At 61.4% G+C, this 20,522-nt stretch carries 17 protein-coding genes and 1 pseudogene; 8 read left to right on the top strand and 10 right to left on the bottom strand.

The window, feature by feature from the left end:
- The 6 genes from glyA to GVN17_RS26275 all read right to left on the bottom strand — a co-directional run.
- A partial coding sequence (glyA, locus tag GVN17_RS26300) for a serine hydroxymethyltransferase (RefSeq protein ID WP_166598211.1) occupies positions 1–774 on the bottom strand: 774 nt, incomplete at its 3' end.
- A 74-nt stretch (positions 775–848) separates the two neighbouring features.
- A complete protein-coding gene (gene gcvP / locus GVN17_RS26295) occupies positions 849–3,719 on the bottom strand; it encodes an aminomethyl-transferring glycine dehydrogenase (RefSeq protein WP_166598210.1) in 2,871 nt (956 codons plus the stop codon).
- A 13-nt stretch (positions 3,720–3,732) separates the two neighbouring features.
- Entirely contained in the window at positions 3,733–4,110 is a 378-nt protein-coding gene (gcvH, locus tag GVN17_RS26290) for a glycine cleavage system protein GcvH (protein ID WP_166598209.1), read from the bottom strand.
- A gap of 273 nt (positions 4,111–4,383) precedes the next feature.
- Positions 4,384–5,919 (bottom strand): sigma-54-dependent transcriptional regulator, encoded by a 1,536-nt coding sequence (locus GVN17_RS26285; RefSeq protein WP_166598208.1) that lies wholly within the window; start codon positions 5,917–5,919, stop codon positions 4,384–4,386.
- 30 nt (positions 5,920–5,949) lie between these two features.
- Positions 5,950–6,651, bottom strand: coding sequence for a cysteine hydrolase family protein (locus GVN17_RS26280; RefSeq protein WP_166598207.1), 702 nt, complete (start codon positions 6,649–6,651; stop codon positions 5,950–5,952).
- A 79-nt stretch (positions 6,652–6,730) separates the two neighbouring features.
- A complete protein-coding gene (locus GVN17_RS26275) occupies positions 6,731–7,246 on the bottom strand; it encodes a DUF1097 domain-containing protein (RefSeq protein ID WP_166598206.1) in 516 nt (171 codons plus the stop codon).
- A 194-nt stretch (positions 7,247–7,440) separates the two neighbouring features.
- Here GVN17_RS26275 and GVN17_RS26270 point away from each other — a divergent pair, with 194 nt between their 5' ends.
- From GVN17_RS26270 to GVN17_RS26255, 4 genes are read left to right on the top strand one after another with little or no spacing between them, the layout of a single operon-like run.
- The gene (locus tag GVN17_RS26270; RefSeq protein WP_166598205.1) at positions 7,441–8,892 is read left to right on the top strand and encodes a glutamine synthetase family protein; all 1,452 of its coding nucleotides are present in this window, start codon (positions 7,441–7,443) and stop codon (positions 8,890–8,892) included.
- A gap of 59 nt (positions 8,893–8,951) precedes the next feature.
- Positions 8,952–9,914 (top strand): carbon-nitrogen hydrolase family protein, encoded by a 963-nt coding sequence (locus tag GVN17_RS26265; protein ID WP_166598204.1) that lies wholly within the window; start codon positions 8,952–8,954, stop codon positions 9,912–9,914.
- Between the two features lie 30 nt (positions 9,915–9,944).
- A complete protein-coding gene (locus GVN17_RS26260) occupies positions 9,945–10,613 on the top strand; it encodes a hypothetical protein (RefSeq protein WP_166598203.1) in 669 nt (222 codons plus the stop codon).
- 18 nt (positions 10,614–10,631) lie between these two features.
- A complete protein-coding gene (locus tag GVN17_RS26255; RefSeq protein ID WP_166598202.1) occupies positions 10,632–11,243 on the top strand; it encodes a helix-turn-helix domain-containing protein in 612 nt (203 codons plus the stop codon).
- Between the two features lie 93 nt (positions 11,244–11,336).
- Here the strand turns inward: GVN17_RS26255 and GVN17_RS26250 are convergent, their stop codons facing one another.
- Entirely contained in the window at positions 11,337–12,299 is a 963-nt protein-coding gene (locus GVN17_RS26250) for a quinone oxidoreductase (RefSeq protein ID WP_166598201.1), read from the bottom strand.
- Positions 12,300–12,369: 70 nt separating this feature from the next.
- Positions 12,370–13,119, bottom strand: a complete 750-nt coding sequence (locus GVN17_RS26245; RefSeq protein ID WP_166598200.1) for an SDR family NAD(P)-dependent oxidoreductase — start codon at positions 13,117–13,119, stop codon at positions 12,370–12,372.
- 157 nt (positions 13,120–13,276) lie between these two features.
- On the opposite strand from GVN17_RS26245, the gene GVN17_RS26240 reads away from it, so the two are divergent.
- From GVN17_RS26240 to GVN17_RS30110, 4 genes and pseudogenes are all read left to right on the top strand, one after another.
- Positions 13,277–14,182 (top strand): LysR family transcriptional regulator, encoded by a 906-nt coding sequence (locus GVN17_RS26240; protein WP_166598214.1) that lies wholly within the window; start codon positions 13,277–13,279, stop codon positions 14,180–14,182.
- 149 nt (positions 14,183–14,331) lie between these two features.
- The gene (locus GVN17_RS26235; RefSeq protein ID WP_166598199.1) at positions 14,332–16,386 is read left to right on the top strand and encodes a pyridoxamine 5'-phosphate oxidase family protein; all 2,055 of its coding nucleotides are present in this window, start codon (positions 14,332–14,334) and stop codon (positions 16,384–16,386) included.
- Between the two features lie 315 nt (positions 16,387–16,701).
- A pseudogene (locus tag GVN17_RS30115) lies at positions 16,702–17,556 on the top strand (MCP four helix bundle domain-containing protein); the annotation flags it as partial.
- Positions 17,551–18,414, top strand: coding sequence for a methyl-accepting chemotaxis protein (locus tag GVN17_RS30110; RefSeq protein ID WP_371928625.1), 864 nt, complete (start codon positions 17,551–17,553; stop codon positions 18,412–18,414). The pseudogene GVN17_RS30115 and the gene GVN17_RS30110, both read left to right, overlap by 6 nt.
- A gap of 72 nt (positions 18,415–18,486) precedes the next feature.
- Here the strand turns inward: GVN17_RS30110 and GVN17_RS26225 are convergent, their stop codons facing one another.
- Positions 18,487–19,428 carry a PDR/VanB family oxidoreductase gene (locus GVN17_RS26225; RefSeq protein WP_166598197.1) on the bottom strand — a complete coding sequence of 314 codons (942 nt, stop codon included), beginning with the start codon at positions 19,426–19,428 and terminating at the stop codon, positions 18,487–18,489.
- Positions 19,425–20,495, bottom strand: coding sequence for an aromatic ring-hydroxylating dioxygenase subunit alpha (locus GVN17_RS26220; RefSeq protein WP_166598196.1), 1,071 nt, complete (start codon positions 20,493–20,495; stop codon positions 19,425–19,427). The genes GVN17_RS26225 and GVN17_RS26220 overlap by 4 nt, the downstream gene beginning before the upstream one ends.
- Positions 20,496–20,522: the final 27 nt, after the last annotated feature.

Raw genomic sequence — 20,522 nt, 5'->3', positions numbered from 1 at the left:
CGGAAACACTGCAGCGTTGAGTTTCTTCTCAAGGTCAGGGTTGGCCTTGGCCAGAATCAGCCCGCCACGGGGCCCGCGCAGGGTTTTGTGCGTGGTGGTGGTCACGACGTCCGCGTAAGGCAGCGGGTTGGGATAGAGGCCTGCGGCGACCAGACCGGCGACATGGGCCATGTCGACGAACAGGTACGCGCCGACCTTGTCGGCAATGGCGCGGAAACGCGGGAAGTCGAGGGTTTTCGAATACGCGGAAAAACCGGCGACGATCATTTTCGGTTTGTGCTCAACCGCCAGACGCTCGACTTCGTCGTAATCGATCGTGCCAGTGCGGGTGTCGATGCCGTACTGAACGGCGTTGTAAAGCTTGCCGGAGGATGACACTTTTGCGCCGTGGGTCAGGTGGCCACCGTGGGCCAGGCTCATGCCCAGAAGGGTGTCGCCGGCTTGCAACAGGGCGAGGTAAACGGCGCTGTTGGCGGACGAGCCGGAGTGCGGCTGAACGTTGGCATAACCGGCGCCGAACAGTTGCTTGGCGCGGTCAATCGCCAGCTGTTCCACCACATCGACGTGCTCACAGCCACCGTAGTAGCGCTTGCCGGGGTAACCCTCGGCGTACTTGTTGGTCAGCTCGGTGCCTTGGGCCTGCATCACTTGCGGGCTGGTGTAGTTCTCCGAGGCGATCAGTTCGATGTGGTCTTCCTGGCGCTTGATTTCGCGATCGATGGCATCGCTGAGCGCAGGGTCGAAATCGGACAGGGTCAGGCTTCTGTGGAACATGGTGGGTTTCCTTTTTTTGTTTGAGTGGACTCAGCGCAATTCATGGGTGCCCGGAGCGGGTCCGGGCACCGTTTTCAAGCATCCTGGTAGGAAGACAGCGGCGGACAGGCACAGGCCAGGTTTCGGTCGCCGTACACGTTATCGACCCGACCCACCGGCGGCCAGTACTTGCTGTCACGCAGGGATTGGAGCGGGTACACCGCCAGTTCCCGGCTGTAGCAATGGGGCCATTCGAGGATCAGTTCAGCTGCCGTGTGCGGCGCGTTTCTCAGCGGGTTGTCGTGGGGATCGAGCCCGCCGTTTTCCACGGCGCGGATTTCCTCACGAATGCAAATCATCGCTTCGCAGAACCGGTCCAGTTCCTCCAGCGATTCGCTTTCGGTGGGCTCGACCATCAAGGTCCCCGCCACCGGAAACGACATGGTCGGTGCGTGGAAACCGAAGTCGATCAGACGCTTGGCCACGTCCTCTACTGTGATGCCGCTGGACTCCTTGAGCGGGCGCAGGTCGAGGATGCATTCGTGGGCGACCAGACCGTTTTCGCCGCTGTACAACACCGGGTAGTGCGCCTCCAGTCGACGGGCGATGTAGTTGGCGCTGAGAATCGCCAGTTGCGAGGCACGCTTGAGCCCTTCGCCGCCCATCATGCGCAGGTACATCCAGGTAATCGGCAGGATGCTCGCGCTGCCGAACGGGGCCGCGCTGACGGCGCCCTGTTTGCGCCCAAGGGTTTCATGCCCTGGCAGGAACGGCGCCAAGTGCGCCTTCACCCCAATCGGACCGACGCCCGGCCCGCCGCCGCCATGAGGGATGCAGAAGGTTTTGTGCAGGTTCAGGTGGGACACGTCGCCGCCAAATTTGCCCGGTGCGCAAAGGCCGACCATCGCGTTCATGTTGGCGCCGTCGATGTACACCTGGCCGCCGTTGTCATGAATGATGCCGCAGATCTCGCGGATGCCTTCCTCGAACACGCCGTGGGTCGAGGGGTACGTCACCATCAGCGCAGCGAGGCGCTCGCGGTGCTCGATGGCCTTGGCACGCAGGTCTTCGATATCGACGTTGCCCCGTGCGTCGCAGGCCGTGACGATCACGCGCATGCCGACCATGTTGGCGGTCGCCGGATTGGTGCCGTGGGCCGATGACGGGATCAGGCAGATGTCGCGGTTCGACTCACCTCGGCTGGCGTGATAAGCACGAATCGCGAGCAGCCCGGCGTATTCGCCCTGTGAACCGGCGTTGGGCTGCAACGACATGGCGTCGTACCCCGTGGCGGCGCACAGCAGGGCCTCCAGCTCCTCGATCAGCTGTTGATAACCCAGCGTCTGGTCGGCGGGCGCAAACGGGTGCACGGCACCGAACTCCGGCCAGGTGATCGGGATCATCTCGCTGGCGGCGTTGAGCTTCATGGTGCACGAGCCCAGCGGGATCATCGTGCGGTCGAGCGCCAGGTCTTTGTCGGCCAGGCGTCGCAGGTAGCGCATCAGCTCGGTTTCGGAGTGATAGCGGTTGAACACTTCGTGCTTGAGGATCGGCGACTCCCGCAGCAACGGCAGTGGCAGGCCATCACCAGCGGTCTCTGCCAGCGCGGCGAAATCCGGCAGCGATTGGCCTTGAGTCGCGAACACGGCCCACAGCGCTTCCACACTGGCCTGCTCACAGGTTTCGTCCAGCGAAATGCCGACCCGAATGGCGTCGATTATTCGCAGGTTGATACCTGCGGCTGTCGCCGTTTTGTGCACCGAGTCCACCGGCAGGGTCGGCACCACGCTGAGGGTATCGAAGAAGTGCACCTGTTCGATCCGATGCCCCAATCGCGTCAGGCCATGGGCCAGAATCGACGTCAGCCGATGGACCCGTCGGGCAATGGCGGTCAGGCCTTTCGGCCCGTGGTAGACGGCGTACATGCTCGCGATATTGGCCAGCAGCACTTGCGCGGTGCAGATGTTGCTCGTGGCTTTTTCGCGACGAATGTGTTGCTCGCGGGTTTGCATCGCCAGACGCATCGCCGGTTTGCCGTGCCGGTCGACGGAGATGCCCACCAGCCGCCCCGGCATGTCGCGCTTGAAGGCATCCCGGGTGGCGAAGTACGCCGCATGGGGCCCACCGAACCCTAACGGCACGCCAAACCGTTGGGCGCTGCCCAGCGCCACGTCGGCATCGAATTCGCCCGGCGGGGTCAGTAAAGTCAGCGCCAGCAGGTCGGCGGCGACAGCCACCAATGCCCCGGCCTGATGGGCGCGTTGCACCAACGAACGATGATCGACGATGGCGCCGGTGCTGGCCGGGTATTGCAGCAACAGACCGAAATAGCCGTCGAGCCCCTGCTTCTCCAGTTCGGTTTCATCACCGATGACCACTTCGATGTTCAACGGCTCGGCACGGGTGCGCAGCACGTCGAGGGTCTGTGGGTGGCAGTGGTGCGACACGAAAAACGCCGGGGCTTTGTTTTTGGCCAGGCGCTTGCAGAACGTCATGGCTTCGGCGGCAGCGGTCGCCTCATCGAGCAGCGACGCGTTGGCGATGTCCATGCCGGTCAGGTCACTGATCAGCGTCTGAAAATTCAGCAGCGCTTCCAGCCGACCCTGAGAAATCTCCGGCTGATAGGGGGTGTACGCGGTGTACCAGGCCGGGTTTTCCAGCAGGTTGCGCAGGATGGGTGCCGGGGTCAGACACGGGTAGTAGCCTTGGCCGATGTGGTTGCGCAGCAGCCTGTTTTTGCCCGCGATGGCTTTGATCGCCGCCAACGCCTCGGCTTCGCCCTGCCCCGCTGACAGCTCAAGCACGCTGGTGCCCTTGATGCTCGGCGGAATGACGCTGTCGATCAGTGCGTCGAGGGCGTCATGACCGGTCAGCGCCAGCATCGTCGCAACGTCCTGATCGCGCGGCCCGATGTGGCGGGCAATGAATTCGTTGTCGGTATTCAGCGGTGTCTTTGGCGTGCTCATGTCGATCCCCGCTTCAGGCGTTTTCGGCCAGGAAATGCGCGTAGGCGTCCTGGTCCATCAAGTCCTCGAAGGCGCCGAGGTTGTCGATGCGAATGCGGAAGAACCAGCCCTCGTCCATTGGCGATGCGTTGACGATCTCCGGTTCGTCGGAGAGCGCCTCGTTGACCGCCACCACCTCGCCGGTCAGCGGCATGCTGATATTGCTCGCGGCTTTCACTGACTCCAGCACGGCGACCTCATCCCCTTCCGCGAATCGACCCAGCTCCGGCAATTGCACGAACACCACGTCACCCAGTGCTTCCTGGGCAAAGGCGGTGATGCCCACCGTGAGTTCGCCGGAAGTTTCCAGACGCAACCATTCATGCTCGGCAGTAAAACGCAGCGTGCTCATCGGTATTCCTCTTGTTATGGGGCGCCCCGGTGGTGGGGCTGGCACAGAGGACTAGAGCAAGGGCAATGCCAACCGATTTTTTCCATTAAATTTCAATTACTTGCGATATTTAGCGAAGATCCTTTTCGACGCCCTGGATCAATACCGTTCCAGCCCGGCGAGCAAACGTGCGCGCTGACACGCCAGCACCACGGCACACGCGACGAGCAGGCGCGTGGAGCGAAATCGGTCCAGTGGAACGCTATCGAACCGCCCCGCTGAAAGGCGTAAAAACTAGCGACCGCCGATCCCGTATTTACGCAGCCGTTGGCCAATGGCGGTGTGGGACGTTTGCAGCCGCACGGCCAGTTGGCGAGTCGACGGGTAGGCCAGGTAGAGGGTTTCCAGCAGCGACTTTTCGAAATCCTGGACGGCGGCTTCCAGGCTGACCACGCCGCCCGCATCGGCTTTCTGGCTCACCAGTTCGGTGCCTGCCAGTTCGAGCCCGTCGCAGTCAATCACGTCGTCTTCACAGATCGCCGCCGCGCGAAAGATGACGTTCTGCAACTGCCGCACGTTGCCGGCCCATCGATTGCCCATCAGCACCGAATGGGTCGAGGACGCCAGTCGGCAAGGTGAACGCTGAATCTGTTCGCAGGCCTGACGCAGGAAATGCTCGGCCAGCAGCAGGATGTCCAGGCCGCGTTCGCGCAGCGCCGGAACGAGGAGGTTGAGCACATTGAGTCGGTAATAAAGGTCCTCGCGAAAGGTGCCCTCGGCCACCATCCGCTCCAGATTGCGGTGAGTGGCGCACACCACCCGCACGCTGACGTGCACTTCACGGTCGCCCCCCACCCGCCGAAAGCAGCCGTCGTTGAGGAAGCGCAACAGCTTGGCCTGCAAATAAGGCGACATTTCCCCCACTTCATCAAGGAACACCGTGCCGCGATCCGACAACTCCAACAGCCCCGGCTTGCCGCCCCGCTGCGCGCCGGTGAAGGCCCCGGCGGCGTAACCGAACAATTCGCTCTCGGCCAGGCTCTCCGGCAGCGCGGCGCAGTTCAGCGCCAGAAACGGCGCGTCCCGACGCGTGCTCAAGGCATGGCAGGCACGCGCGACCAGCTCTTTACCGGTGCCGGTTTCGCCTTGAATCAGCAACGCGGCATCGAGGCCCGCGACTTTCTGCAAGCGGGTCTTGAGCTGCCCGAGGGCCGGAGAATTCCCCAGCAGCGCGTCGAGCCCTTCTGCGTGATCGTGATGCAGGGAGGCCAAGCGTTCGCCGATGCGACTGGGGGGATAGAGGGTCAACAGCCCGCCGGCGAGAAAGCGTGCGCGTTGCGCAGCGCCGGTGATGGGCGTGACATCGAGCAGCAAATCCTGCCCGTTGAAACAGACCTCGCACATGGGTAGGCGAAAGCCCTTGTCGACCAGCGACTTCGCCAGGTCCGGCGCGGGAAACAGGTTCGACAGCGGCTCCCCCGTCGGGTCCCGGCCATACAAACTGACCAGCTTGGGGTTGGCCAGCAGCACATAGCCGCCGGGATCGACCGCCAGCACCGGATCACTCATCGCCGCCAGCAACGCGTCGAGCTGCAAGCGCCGACGCTGCCCCGGCAGCAGGTCCACCAATTCCACGGCCTTGACGCCCTCGATGCGCAACAGCGCGTAGTTGAGTTCGTCGAGCACGGTCTGGCACAGGTCGGGGGCATCGATATAAACGTTGGGTGGAATCATCTCCACCGCGTCCAGATTGAGGTGACGCGCGCCGAGCAGGGCCAGGACTTCCTGGGTGATGCCGACGCGGTCGTTGAACGTGACGTGGATTCGCATGCTGCGCCTCGCTCAAAGGGTCACTACCGCTCAAGACCGAGGAAGGTAGCCCAACAGCTCATCGGTGTTCATCACGTTGCAGTAGATCATGTTCATGATCGCCAGCTCCTGGTTGTGCAACTCAAGGCTGCCTGCCGCACTGGCGTCGTCGATCACGATCACGTCGAAGCTTTCGTCGGCAAGACTGCGCACAGTGGACGCCACGCACTGGTCGGTGAACAGGCCCGCGCACACGACGTGGGTGATGCCGAGGTTGTTCAGGATCAGCCGCAGGTTGGTGCCGGTCAGGGCGCTGTCGGTGGTCTTCAGCACCACGATTTCGTCCGAGGCCGGTGCAAGGCGGTCGATGACTTGGGAGGCATGCTCGTTCGCGGGCAACAGCAGGTTGTTCCAGCCCGGTTTCTTCTGGCTTAGCGAGCGGTCGCGGCCCTCGGGGGTCAGGCAGGCAATGCGGGCGAACAGGACATCGAGGTCCGCACCGCGAAACGCGCCGATCAGTTTTTCCAGATTCGGAATGACGGTTGCATGCATCCGCTCATGAAACGGCGTCCAGGCATCGAAACGGGCGCGCTCGGCGTCGTCGAGGGTCGCAGGATCAGGACGCTCCAGGTAGGTGTTCTGCACATCGATGATCAGCAGCGCGACTTTGCCTTTTTCGAGCACGGGATCTTCCGGCTCAGGGGCGCCCGCGTAATACAGGGATCGGCGTGCGGTTTTCCAGGTGTTCGTCATGACGGTCTCCAGCAGGTGAAGAGGTTTTTTATGAGGTGCCGTGGCGCGTCCGGGAACCCGCCACGGCGTTTTCCTGCGGTTATGCCGAACGGGTCAAAGCGGCCGACAGCCTGGCAGACCCAAACGCGAACGCGGTGCCAATGGACATCGAGACGATGACCAGCAACAGCACGTTCTGAAAGCCAGCCGACAACAATGCCGGGTACGCGAACGCACCGGGCGTCTGGCTGATATAGGCGAAGGTCGTGGCGTAACCGAGCGTGGCCGCCGGGACCGACGAGAATGCCGAAAAACGCGACGCCATGATGTAGAGGAAGACGCTGCCGGCGACGAGCAAACCGACCCACAGGGGTGCGCCGAGCGTGGCGGCAGGACTGGTCAATGCCAGCAGCGCGACGATCCACGCGACCAGCACGCCAAATGCGTTCGACGTCAGGTTGAGCCAGATGGCGCGAGTGTCACCGCCAACGGCGAAGTACGACGCCCATGCGACAAAAGCAGCCCATAAGAGAATCGTGCCGACACTGAGAAAAAACCAGGACGCCACCCCTCCCAGGATGCCCACGCCAATTGCGGTTGCGAGTATTGGAGACATACGTTTTACCCTCTTTTCTTTTTTTCGTTTAGGAGAAAAACAGACGCCAAAGAAACATAACAGCAATAAATTTCTCGCGCAAAAGAAAAAACAGGTGTACTTTGAAATTGCCCCCTGCGATTCAGGGGACAGCTACCGTTACAAGCGCATATGTCCTAGCCAGCAAAATCATCAGAAAAAGAATGAGGCCAGATATGTCTACTGAAAGAGCTCACTTCATCAAACGTCACAACCTTTGGACCGAAGAGATGACCCGCGCTGCGGACGACGTCATCCAACGTATCGATAAGGAAGGACTCCGTTTTATTCGGCTGGGATGGGGTGATCAGCACGGTATCGTTCGCGGGAAAACGATCACCGTAGAAGAATTCAAAACCGCTCTTCACAGCGGCAAGGACTTCCAGCTGGTAACGACGATCTTCGACCCCACCAACCACCCAATCGTCCCGCCATTCGGCGCCGAGAACGCCCTGGGTGTGCCGGAAATGATCGGCTTGCCGGACGGCATCCTGGTCCCGGACCCGACCACGTTCCGCGTGCTTCCATGGGTCAAGGACACCGGTTGGTGCCTGAGCGACGCGTACCTCTCCAACGGCAAGCCTTGCCCGTTCTCGACGCGCCAGATCCTTCGTGACCAGATCGCCAAACTCAAAGGCGACGGCCTGAACATGGTCGTGGGCCTGGAGTTCGAGTTCTACGTGTTCAAGCTGCTGGACCCGAAACTGGCCCCGGAAAACTGCGGCAACCCGGCCACGCCGCCTGAAGTCTCGATGATTCAGCACGGCTACCAGTACCTCACCGAAACCCGCGGCGACGAAGTCGAAGGCCTGCTCTCGTTCATTCACGAGAACGTGCAGAAGCTCGGCCTGCCACTGGCGACCCTCGAAGACGAGTGGGGCCCTGGCCAGTGCGAAGTGACCTTCAACCCGCTGCCTGCAATGGAAGCAGCCGATGCGGCGCTGCTGTTCCGTTCGGCGGTCAAGCAGCTGTGCCGTCGCAACGGTCTGCACGCCAGCTTCATGGCTATCCCGAAAGTGGCCAACGTGTTCCCGAGCGGCTGGCACATGCACCAGTCCGTGGTGGACAACAACGGTCGCAACGTCTTCATGGCTGAGGAAGGCGAAGCCGGTCCGTTGTCGCCACTGGGCATGAACTACATGGGCGGTCTGCTGGCCAACGCGGCAGGCACGGCCCTGCTGACCACGCCAACCGTCAACGGCTACAAGCGTCACCGTCCGGATGGCTTCGCGCCGAACAAAGCCTCCTGGGCACACGAAAACCGCGGTTCCATGCTGCGCTCGATCGGCGGCCATCACGACAAGGCATCCCGTATCGAAAACCGTGTGGGTGAGCCGACCGCCAACCCGTACCTTTACATCGCGTCGCAGATCATCGCAGGCCGCAACGGCATCGCGAACAAGATCAACCCGGGTGAAGCAGTGAAAGCAGCCTACCTGGCCGACCGTCCGCAACTGCCGATGAGCCTGATGGAAGCCATCGTTTCGTTCAAACAGAGCGACGTGCTCAAGCAGGAACTGGGGCCGGTGTTCCACAACTACCTGACGCTGCTGAAAGAATTCGAAGCCAACCGCTTCCTGTCCGCGGTCACCGATTGGGAACAGAACGAATACTTCGAAATGTACTGATTGAGCGATAGCCCCTCGGAAACCTACTCAAAAAACTCCAGCACACCAGGAGGTCACACATGAAAATCGGCGCAGCGCAGTTGCGGCCAGCCTGGCTCGACCGAGCCAGGACCGCCCAGATCGTGATTCAGGCGATCAAGGAAGCGAGCGAACAGGGTATTGAACTCCTGGTGTTCTCAGAGTCGTTTCTGAGCGGCTACCCGTTCTGGTTATGCCGCACCAATGGATCGGCCTTCGACGACCCGCTGCAGAAACGCGCGTACTCGCAGTTTCTGGAAGCGGCCGTCGAAGTCCCCGGCCATGAAATGAATTTGATTGCCGAGGCCAGTCGTGATTATGGCGTCGGCGTTTACCTGGGCATCAACGAGCGCGGCATCCGTGAAGGCCGTGGCTCGATCTACTGCTCACTGGTGGCGATTCACCCCGAGCGGGGCATCGTCAGCGTCCATCGAAAGCTGGTTCCGACCTACGACGAGCGCCTGTGCTGGGCGCCGGGCGACGGCAACGGCTTGCAGGCCCACGATTTCGGCGAGTTCAAGGTCGGCGGCCTGAACTGCTGGGAGAACTGGATGCCCCTGGCGCGCTTCGCCCTCTATGCACAAGGCGAAGACGTTCACGTCAGCGTGTGGCCGGGCAATGCGTCCGCGATCAAGAACGCGGGCCAGATGATCGCCACCGAGGGCCGGGTCTGGGTCATCAGTTCCAGCGGCATCCTGTCGCTGTCGGACGTGCCCGAGGATTTCGCCTTCTATGACCAGCTCAAGGATGACGGCGTGGACGTCATCTTCACCGGCGGTTCCTGCATCGTCGACCCTTCTGGCCGCGTGGTTGCGCAGGCCGAAGACGGTCGCGAACAGATCATCTCGTTCGACGCCGACGTGGGCCGTGTCCGGGAAGAACGCCAGAACTTCGACCCGACCGGTCATTACCACCGCCAGGACGTCTTTCGCGTCTCGGTCGACACCTCGCGCCGGCAAACGCTGCACCAGCACGACGCGTTCGAACAGCATAAAAAAATATAAATCTTCAACACCTTTTTGGACTGCCACCACATGAAAGCCATTGTCATTCAGCACTCTCCAGACACGGGGATTGGCCTGGTCGGCCCTATCCTGCGTGATCTACACGGGTTCGAGCTGCACACGATCGATGCCCGAACGGCGTCTTTCGACGACATCGATCCCGATTCAGGTGACATTTTCGTGCTGCTCGGCTCGCCCACCGGCGTGTATGAAACGCACATTCCCTGGACCGCAGAAGAGCTTGAATTCACTAAAAAACTGATCGCCCTCGAAAAACCCATTATGGGCATCTGTTTCGGCGCGCAAATGCTTGCCGCCGCCCATGGCTCCGAAGTCAAGCCAATGGGTTATCGCGACACCGGCTGGTTGATCAACGACGACGCCATCGATGAGCTGTGGGCAGGCCCGTGGTTCCGCTGGCACGGCGACAACTTCAACCTGCCGAAAGGCGCACAGAAGCTGGCGAGCGCAGGCACGTCGATCCAGGGTTTCCAGAAAGGCAACACCGTGGGCATGCAGTTTCACCCCGAGGTCGACGTGGGCATCATCAACGGCTGGGTCGAGATCAATCGCGAGTCGCTGATCAACCGCAAGGTCGACATCGAGGAACTCCTTTATACTGCCGCCGCGAGGGTCGAAGAGGCCCAGCCCAGAGTTGAAGCATTGATTGCGGACGTTCTGGACCGTTGCCTTGGCTGAACCCCCGGAGACCACAGTTTGAGCAAGATCCCTGTCAAACCCAAGGCTGACCCCCTGCTAGGCGTTGAGATCAAGGCTCAGCGCAATGCGCGCGGCTGGACGCTGGAGGAGCTCAGCCAGCGCAGCGGGGTGTCGATCGCGGCAATCTCGAAAATCGAAAAAGGTCAGTCACGCCCCAGTTTCGACACGCTGCTGAGCATTGCCCGCTGCCTGCAAATGAACTTCGTCGACATCATGGACGGGGCGTCGGGGCTCCAGCCCCAGGCCGTCATGGCCCGCCTCATCTCGACCAAGGCAGAGGATGCCGAGCTGTTCAGCACGCCCTTCTACGATTACCGCGTGCACTCGTCGGCATTGAAATCCAAGGTCATGGTGCCGCTGCGCATGACCATCCGGAATCACGACGTGCCGCCGATCGAAGACTGGAGCCTGCACGACGGCGAAGAATTCATCTTCGTGCTCAAGGGCGTGCTGATTTTCCACACCGAACACTACGCGCCGCTGACGCTGAACGTGGGCGACAGCTCGTACATCGACAGCACCATGCGCCACGCCTTCGTGTCTGGCGATGAGGGCGAGGCAGAAATTCTGTCGATTTGCCTGTCGATCCGGCCGTTCAAAGCGCAATAGATCGCGGTCTGCACAGCCTTCCCCGTCGACTCAATGGACCACCGGGTCGCCTGTGCATCAGGTAACCCCGTGGCCCTTGAATGCTATCCCCGCTCACGGAATCAGCAGAATCGACCCCGAATGTTTACGCGCGGCGATGGCCTGATGGGCCAAGGCCGCTTCATCCAGTCGATACCGGGCCAGTGGGAGCGGCCCCAATGCGCCTGCCCTGAAGCGCTCGAACAGTTCAGCGGCAGCGCTGTCCTGATTCTGCGGGTTGACGTACTGCGGCGTTGAGGGTTTCACGTAGCGAATCCCGCGCGCGGTCAACACGGCCGTGTCTGCCACGCCAGCGCCCGACGCATTGCCGACGTGAACGAGGTGCCCGCCGTCGCGCAATGCGCTGACCGAAGCCGACAGTGTGGCCTGCCCTACCAGGTCATACACCACATCGACGCCTGCCCCGCCATTCGCGGCCTTGATCCGCTCAGCCAGTTCAGGTTCATCCGAACGCAGGACGTGATCGAGCCCCCAGCCTTCGATGATTCGCGCTTTCTCGGCGGACCCCGCCGTCGCGATGACGGTGGCACCGATGGATTTGGCCCACCGGGCGAGCAGCGTACCGACACCCCCTGAGGCCCCTTGAACCAGGATCGTTTCACCGGCCTGAAGGGCATGCACCTGCCTGACCAGCATCCACGCCGTCAGCCCTTTGGCCAACAGCCCGGCGGCCTGCTCGCTGGAGACATCGTCGGGCAGTTTGATCAGCGTGTTCGCGTCGATCACTCGGCGGTCCGCGTAGGCACCCAAGGCGAAGAAATAGCCCACCCGGTCCCCCACTTTCAAATGCCGGACCTGCGCGCCCACGGCTTCGATCACACCGGCACCCTCCACGCCCGGCGTGAACGGGAGTGGCGCGTTGAAGGTGCCGTCCCTGAACATCGTGTCGACGAAGTTCACGCCGATGGCTTCGTGGCGCAACAGCACCTGATCACTGCCGGGGGTCTCCAGCGTGAACGTTTCGGGGTGGAGAACCGAAGGCCCTCCTTGTTGATAAATCCGGATACGTTGGGTCATGGCAGGCTCGCTCAATCTTGACGTGGAAAATGGACGCCCGTAGGAAGGGCGTCTCTCAAGCACAGGCGTATCAGGCGGATTGGCCGCCGTCGACGTTGAGGGTGGCGCCGGTGATGTACGACGCATCGGGGCTGGCAAGGAAGGCCACGGCGGCGGCGATATCTTCCGGTTGACCGTAACGACTCAGCGCCGTCAGGCCAATGAGAAACGACGCGTGATCGGCGGTTTCAGGGTTCATGTCGGTGTTGATGGCGCCCGGTTGAACGGTATTGACGGTGATGTTCCGCGAGCCCAGGTCCCGCGCCCAGCCACGGGTGTACGCCGCGACAGCGGCCTTGGTCGCCACATAATCGGCAGCACCCGGAAACGGAATGCGATCAGCGCCAGTGGTGCCGACGGAAATGATGCGGCCGCCGTCACTGATCAAGCCCGCCGCAGCGCGCACAGCGGACACCACGCCGCCGATGTTCACGGCCTGCTGGCGGTTGAACCCTGCAATATCCGCCTGCGGATCATCGACAGGACCGGTGACGAACACGCCTGCGCTGTTGACCAGAATGTCGAGACGGCCGAAGTGTTGATGGACCTGTTTGACCAGTGCGGTGACTTGGGCAGCATCGCCTTGATCAGCCTGGATCGCCAGCGCCTGCACGCCTAGACGCTCGATGTCGGCGACCACCTGTTGCGCTTGTTCCAGGGACTTCGCGTAGCTGAACGCCACATGGGCGCCGTCTGCAGCGAGACGTTTGGCGATGGCGGCACCGATGCCACGGGAGCCGCCGGTGACCAGTGCCACTTTGCCTTGAAGGTGTTGAGTCATTGATTTATCTCCTCTGAGTGCCATCCGACTGGATCGCGTAATGGGGTGAAATCAATGTATGAGAACGCGATTGATGGATAAACCCATCGAAAACAACAGCACTGTTCCTATAAACGGGCTAATAATGCGAGCACTCATCGTCACCGGAGCGGGCCGCGTGGACTATTTCAATGCTGTAAAAGCCTTCATTCAGGTCGTGGAAGCGGGAAGTTTCGTCAAGGCGGCGCAGGCCTTAAACCTGCCGCGCAACACTGTCACCAAGCACATTCAGTCGCTGGAAAGCCACCTGCGGGTGACGCTGCTCAACCGCACCACGCGACGCGTCTCACTGACCAATGACGGCACGGCTTACTACGAACGTATGGTGCGGGTGATCGATCGGTGGCTGGAAGCCGAATCGGACCTCTCCAGCGCACAGGCACGCCCCCATGGAAAATTGCGCATCGACATGGGCGCGACGGTGGCGTCCATGCTGGTGCTGCCCGCACTCCCCGACTTTCAGAAACGCTACCCGCAATTGCAACTGGACATCGGCGTGAGCGACCGCCCCGTGGACCTGCTGGGTGACCGGGTGGACTGCGTCATTCGCGGTGGCGCGTTGAACGACCCGTCGCTGATTGCCCGACGATTGGGCAGTCTCGAATACTTGACGTGCGCCACCCCCGGTTATCTCGCGGCCCACGGGACGCCTCTGCACCCCCGCGATCTGGAAAAGGACCACCAGATGGTCCGGTATTTTTTTGCCGCCACCCAACAACGCAGGCTGGAAACGTTTGTCCGGGGCGATGAGCGAGTCTCGGTCGATGGCCCTTACTTCGTGTCGGTCAACGACGCCAACGCCCTGCTCGCTGCCGCCCTCGCGGGCATGGGCGTGTTGCAGACACCCCGGTTCATGGCCGACCCGCACCTTGAATCCGGCGCACTGGTTCAAGTGCTGCAAGACTGGTCCCTGGAACCCAATCCGATCTACATCGTGTACTCGCCCAACCGCCACCTCAGCGCGCGGGTGCGGGTTTTCGTCGAATGGCTGGTCGAGCTGTTCGAGGTGAAAGGCTTGAGGTGAGGCGCCCGCAGGCAGGACGACATGGGCAGTCCGTTGTTGCATCTCTTTGGATCATTTCAGCCTGCGAAACAATGAATTGAGATTCGAGCAGGTTCTGTACAGAAATATCTTGTAGGACGATATCCGTCTCAGTTGTCGGAATCCGTGTCATGGACAAACCTCAGGAAGACACAGAAACCTCCCCCTGGAACGAAGGCGAATTGCGCCTGCAACGCAGCGTTGGCGCCGTCGAGCAAATGGTCAAGGCGGGCAAGATGCAGATGTCCCGCAACTGGCTGCCTGATCAACACCGCGAGTTTTACGCACAGTTGCCGTTCGTGGTGTTCGGCTGTGTCGATCCGCAGGGTCACCCGTGGGCGACCTTGCGCGCAGCCCAGCCCCGTTTCGCTCAGTCGCCGGACCCCAGACGCCTGGTGTTCGACCTGCCCCGGGAACCTGCCGACCCGGCCGACGCAGGCATGGAAGACGGCGACGGCATCGCCATGCTTGGCATCGAAATGCACACCCGGCGCCGCAACCGCCTCAACGGTTTCGTGAAGCGCATCGACAACAGCGGCTTCGAAATCGACCCAACCCAGACCTACGGCCATTGCCCCCGCTACATTCAATTGCGTCGTTTCGTGTTCAGCGACGCGCCCCCCGGCCAGGTGAGCCAGTCCGACACCTTGAGCGCCGATGACATCGCCATGATCACTTCAGCGGACGCCTTCTTTGTCGCGTCTTACGTGGAGCGCGACGGCAAACGCCACGTCGACGTGTCCCATCGTGGCGGCAAACCCGGCTTCGTGCGGGTCGACGAAAACGGCAGGCTCACGGTGCCCGAATTCAACGGCAATCTGTTCTTCAACACCTTGGGCAACATGCTGCTGAACCCGAGGGCCGGGCTGGTATTCGTCGACATGCACAGCGGCGACCTGATGCACCTGACCGGGCGCTCAGAGGTCATCATCGATTCGCCTGAAACCCAGGCCTTCGTCGGCGCCGAACGCATGTGGCACTTCTTTCCCGAACAGGTGATCCGTCGCCCTCGCGGGCTGCCCCTGCATTGGGAAGAAATCGAAGGCGGCATGTCGCCCAATGTGCTGATGACCGGCAGTTGGGACGACATGGAAATGCGCCTGAAAGCGGCCGAATTGAAACGGACGTGGCGACCGTACCGCGTGATCGGGATCGACGACGAAAGCGCGAGCATTCGCTCGTTCCGGCTCTTGCCCGATGACGGTGTGGGCACGCCGACACACCTGGCGGGGCAACACTTGCCAATCCGCGTGACCCTCCCGGGGCAGGACGCACCGCTGCTGCGCACTTACACCCTGTCGAACGCCCCGCGAGACGACGCACTGCGCATCAGCGTCAAGCGCGACGGCGCAGTCTCCAGCCACTTGCACGACACCCTTCGCGTCGGCGACAGGCTTGAAGCCCTTGCGCCGTCCGGCGCCTTCACGGTGGATCATCTGGCGCGCCGCTCGGTGGTGTTTCTGGCAGCGGGGGTCGGCGTGACCCCGTCGCTGGCCATGGCCCGCCACTTGGTCCAGGAAGGCATTCGCACGCTGCTTTGGCGCCGTACGTGGGTGTTTCAGTCGGCCTCAAACAAAACACAACTGGCCTTTCAGGAAGAGTTCGCCGGCCTGGTCACCGCCGCCAACGGCAAGCTCAATTACGTGCGTGCCTTGAGTGACGTCACCGAGGCGGAGCACGGCGTGGATTACGAACACGAAGGCCGACTCAGCATCGACCTGTTGCGTGAAAAGCTGCCGTTCGACGATTACGACTTCTACCTGTGCGGCCCTCAAGGATTCATGCAGCAGATGTACGACGGCCTGCGCGCGCTGGACATCAACGACGGACGTATTCATGCGGAGGCCTTTGGCCCCTCGAGCCTGCAACGCAGCCGCGATGACACCCCGCCGCTCGCGGCACTCGAACCGGTGGCCACGGAATCCGTCACCGTTACGTTCAACGCCTCCAACAAGAAAGCGCTCTGGAACCCGGACGCCGGGTCGCTCTTGGAACTCGCCGAAGAGAACGGTCTTACGCCCCCGTTCGGTTGCCGAAACGGTTCCTGCGGGTCATGCCGAACGAAAGTTCTGGGAGGCGCCGTGACCTACGAACGGCATCCGGAATTTCCACTTCCTGCGGGGGAAGCATTGATGTGCTGCGCGGTTCCAGCGAAGGGAACGGAGGCGGTGCAACTGGATGTCTGACTGTTCGTCAATCCGTTCAAAACAGCGGCGCATTGACAGGAAACGGACAAGTAATTTGTTCGTCAGTGCAATGAAACGCGTTAACCCTGAGCGCCGTAAAGATACTCTTTTTACATCATTAAGCATGTTGCGCCGCAGAAAGACTCGCGAAAAGCATATAGCAGCTATTGATACGATCAATACGACTCACTGCATCTTCCAAAGTATGTATCTCAGTATTATGGCGTCGATGCCGATGAATATTTGCCCGTTGCAAACGTACCCGCGCTCTTACCGGGTACAGCCTGCGTCAGACACACCGACCTCATCATCAGCATGTCCGGTTCACTTTGGAGGCTGGACATATTCCCCACCACAATAAGAACAGCACACACGGAGCAATGCGTCATGAAATTCATTCACGACTTGAAACTGGCCACGAAACTGATCATGGCGTTCGGGCTATGTGCATTCATTACATTGGGCGTCGGCTTGTTGGGAAGTCGAGGTTCTACCCAACTGGCGGCGAGTCTGGAAAACGTGTTTTCCAACAACTTCGTTTCCGTGGCAAACATTGATGATGCCCAAACCAAGGCGGTGGCACAGCTTCGTGACGTCTACTGCCTGATTGTCGTGACGGCGGCGAACGAGCCCGACAGCGACAAACAGGAAATCCTCACCAGCATCAGGGCCAACCGTAAAGCCAGCGAAGACGCGTTCGCGACTTATCGCAAAACGCCAATGGTGGAAGACGAACGTATCGCCGGTGACAAAGTGGTGAAGGACTGGCCGCTGTACCAGGCCCAGGTGCAACGCGTGCTCGATGCATTGGCATCAGGCGACTTGCCCTCTGCCCGCTCCATCGTCGGCAACGAAGTGCAAGACCGCTACCAGCAGGTCATGAGCGAATTCGACGCTATTGCGGAGTCCAATGACCGCCAGGTTGCAGACGCTGCGCGGGACGCACACGAACAAGCCAGTACCGCCGCGACGATCCTCTTCACGGGCGTTGCGGCCGCCTTCCTCGCGGCACTGGGGCTGGGGCTCGTGTTGGCGCGCCTCATCAGTCGTCCCATCAAGACTGCCGTGGAAACGGCTGAACGCATCGCAAAGGGCGATCTCACGCAGCGCATCCACAGCACGTCCCTTGATGAAACCGGCCAGTTATTGACGGCCTTGGGCAAGATGCAAGAAGGCCTGCGCAACACGATTCACCAGATTGCGGATGCTTCCAACAACCTCGCATCCGCCGCCGAGGAGTTGAATGCCGTGACCGAAGACGGCAGCCGTGGCTTGTTGCGTCAGAACGACGAAATCCAGCAGGCCGCCACCGCCGTGACGCAAATGACCTCGGCGGTTGAAGAAGTCGCACGCAACGCCATCTCGACGTCCGAAGCGTCAAAACAGGTCAGCGCTCAGGCGAGTAGCGGTCTGGAGAAAGCGCAGGAGGCCGTCGGCGCCGTCAATCAGGCGACCGCCAACATCACCTCGTCCACCGGCATCGTGGAAGACCTTGCCGTCGGCGTGCGGGACATCGGCAAAGTGCTGGAAGTGATTCGCGGCATCGCCGAGCAGACCAATCTGCTGGCGTTGAACGCCGCCATCGAAGCCGCGCGCGCCGGTGAACAGGGGCGCGGTTTTGCGGTGGTCGCCGACGAGGTCAGGGCCCTGGCGGCGAGAACCCAATCCTCCACAGGCGAAATCGAAAGCATGATCTCGTCGATTCAATCCAGCGCCGACCAAGCGGTGGTTTCAATGGGTAACAGCAAATCACTGGTGACCCAGACGCAGCTGTTCGCACAGGCCACCGGCGACGCGCTGGAACTCATCGCACAGGGCATCGGAGAGATCAACGAGCGGAATCTGGTCATTGCCAGCGCCAGTGAGCAACAGGCGAACGTGGCGCGTGAGGTAGACCGCAACCTGGTCAACATTCAGGACCTGTCGACCCAGACGGCAGCGGGTGCGCACCAGACAACGGCGTCGTCGCAGGACTTGTCGCGCCTCGCGATTTCCTTCAACGATCTGGTAGGCCGCTTCAAGCTATAAAAGCAAGCGAACCGCATCGGGCCAATGGGATGCCATTGGCCTGATGGGTGATTGGACGTGAGGGGGGAGCGATCAGAGGTCCAGGACCAGCCGTGGACTTTTGGCGCGGGAGCAGCACGGGGTGAATTGGTTGTTGCGCTGGTGTTCTTCCTGGGTCATGAACATGTCCCGGTGGTCCGGGGTGCCGTCGAGGACCTTGGTCAGGCAGGTGCCGCAGATGCCTTGTTCGCAGGACACCGGAATCTCGATGCCGGATTCGGCCAACACCTCGACCACGCTTTTGCCGTCGGGGATGTGATAAGTCTCGCCGGTGCTATTGAGGACCACGTCGAAACTGCCCGCACTGCGTTGCACCACCGGCGCGGCGAAATACTCCCGGTGCAGGTGATCCGCTGGCCAGTTCAGTTGTTCAGCCGTACCGAGGACGGCGTTCATGAAGCCGTTCGGCCCACACACGTAAAGCTGGCTCCCGATCATGGGCTGTTCCAGTACCTTTGCAGCGTCCAGTTTCGAGGGGGTGTCGTCGAAATGGAAGAACACGCGGTGGGCGAAACCGGCCTCGCGCAGCTCCTTGAGGAACGCCATGCGGTCCACTGAACGCGTGCAATAGTGAAGCTCGAACGGCGCACCCCGGTTGAACAATTCTCGCGCCATGCACAGGATCGGCGTGATGCCGATCCCGCCTGCGAACAGCATCGAATACTTGGCGTCGGCCACCAGCGGGAACAGGTTGCGCGGCTCGCTGATGGACAGCGTGTCGCCCACCTGCAGCGCGTGCATCGCCTGCGAACCGCCCCGTGATGCAGGGTCTTTGAGCACGCCGATGCGATAGCGACGGGTGTCATGAGGCCCGTTGCACAGCGAGTACTGCCGCGTCAGGCCGCTCCGCAGGTGCACGTCGATGTGCGCACCGGCCGTGAACGGCGGCAACGGCGCGCCATCGACACGCTCCAGTTCGAAGCTGTCGATGTCGATCGCCTCGGACCGGCGCGACACCACACACACGTCGATCATGCTGGACTCTCCACGTTCCGTGACGAAGGGTTCAGGCTGTTCTGTTCTTCAAGGATCAACCTGTCGAGAATGCGGCGGGCACGAATGGCCCCGGCGTCACCGATCAACAGGATCGGCTTGAGGTCCCAGAAGTCCTCATCGCCCATGGAGGCCTGCTGCGCTTCGAGCATCGGCAGGTCTTCGGTTTCGAACGGCACACGCAGGCCCTGAATGTACATCTTGGCTTTCTGCTCGCCGACTTCGGCCAAACGTTTCGGGAAGCTGATCCCGAACCAGTAATGGGTGGTGGTTTCCGTTTCGGGGGTGAAGAAATGCACGGTAGGGACCGGGCTGCCTTCTTCGCGGCTGCTGCCGGTGCGGGTGGCGCCGGTGTTCAGCAGCAACGTCGCCGGGGCGTCCCAGCGCACGTCGAGCCAGCGGTCGACCCGGGTGTCCGGCGGGAAATCGAAGATGTCGTACAGGAAGGACGGCATGATTTCATTCTGGATCAGGCGCTTGGACCAGACCGTGTCGCCGTCCTGTTCGACCACCGTCGTGGCCTGGCTCACCGAGCTGCTGCCGAGGGTGCTGGGGTGCAGGTACTCGATGTGGCTGAGGTCCATGATGTTGTCGGTTTCGAGCACGTAATTGGCCCGCGCATGCAGGTAGTCGCGACCGATGTAATAGAGCTCCGGGTCCAGCGCTTCGAAGAACGGAATGGTGTCCGGCGTGGCCAGTTCAGGGGCGCCCATCCAGATCCACAGCACGCCGTAACGCTCGACCAGCGGGTAGGCCTTGACCTTCGCCGCCTTGGGAATCTTGCCGTCGCCATGAGGGTTGTGCACGCATTCACCACGGCCGTTGAATTCGAGGCCGTGGTACGCGCAACGCACGGAGTCGCCGTCAAGGGTGCCCATGTGCAGCGGCGCGAACCGGTGCGGGCAGCGGTCGTGCACCGCTTGAGCGACGCCTTGGGAGTCGCGGAAAAACAGGATGTTTTCGTTCAGCAGCTTGCGGTTTAAAAGCTTGTCTTGCTCGACTTCGTAGTCCCAACCCGCCGGGTACCAGGCGTTACGCAGAAAGGCCATTATCGATTCCTCATCTCAGATCATCTT

It is taken from the genome of Pseudomonas sp. SLFW (assembly GCF_009905615.1).
GTDB lineage: Bacteria > Pseudomonadota > Gammaproteobacteria > Pseudomonadales > Pseudomonadaceae > Aquipseudomonas > Aquipseudomonas bambusae.
This window is presented reverse-complemented; position numbering and strand designations above follow the sequence as displayed.

Coding starts and splice junctions, on each gene's coding strand:
- GVN17_RS30110 (WP_371928625.1), top strand. CDS start 17,551: ATGCAAGAAGGCCTGCGCAACACGATTCACCAGATTGCGGATGCTTCC.
- GVN17_RS26260 (WP_166598203.1), top strand. CDS start 9,945: ATGAAAGCCATTGTCATTCAGCACTCTCCAGACACGGGGATTGGCCTG.
- GVN17_RS26225 (WP_166598197.1), bottom strand. CDS start 19,428: ATGATCGACGTGTGTGTGGTGTCGCGCCGGTCCGAGGCGATCGACATC.
- gcvP (WP_166598210.1), bottom strand. CDS start 3,719: ATGAGCACGCCAAAGACACCGCTGAATACCGACAACGAATTCATTGCC.
- GVN17_RS26220 (WP_166598196.1), bottom strand. CDS start 20,495: ATGGCCTTTCTGCGTAACGCCTGGTACCCGGCGGGTTGGGACTACGAA.
- GVN17_RS26275 (WP_166598206.1), bottom strand. CDS start 7,246: ATGTCTCCAATACTCGCAACCGCAATTGGCGTGGGCATCCTGGGAGGG.
- GVN17_RS26245 (WP_166598200.1), bottom strand. CDS start 13,119: ATGACTCAACACCTTCAAGGCAAAGTGGCACTGGTCACCGGCGGCTCC.
- GVN17_RS26280 (WP_166598207.1), bottom strand. CDS start 6,651: ATGACGAACACCTGGAAAACCGCACGCCGATCCCTGTATTACGCGGGC.
- gcvH (WP_166598209.1), bottom strand. CDS start 4,110: ATGAGCACGCTGCGTTTTACTGCCGAGCATGAATGGTTGCGTCTGGAA.
- GVN17_RS26265 (WP_166598204.1), top strand. CDS start 8,952: ATGAAAATCGGCGCAGCGCAGTTGCGGCCAGCCTGGCTCGACCGAGCC.
- GVN17_RS26250 (WP_166598201.1), bottom strand. CDS start 12,299: ATGACCCAACGTATCCGGATTTATCAACAAGGAGGGCCTTCGGTTCTC.
- GVN17_RS26235 (WP_166598199.1), top strand. CDS start 14,332: ATGGACAAACCTCAGGAAGACACAGAAACCTCCCCCTGGAACGAAGGC.
- GVN17_RS26270 (WP_166598205.1), top strand. CDS start 7,441: ATGTCTACTGAAAGAGCTCACTTCATCAAACGTCACAACCTTTGGACC.
- GVN17_RS26285 (WP_166598208.1), bottom strand. CDS start 5,919: ATGCGAATCCACGTCACGTTCAACGACCGCGTCGGCATCACCCAGGAA.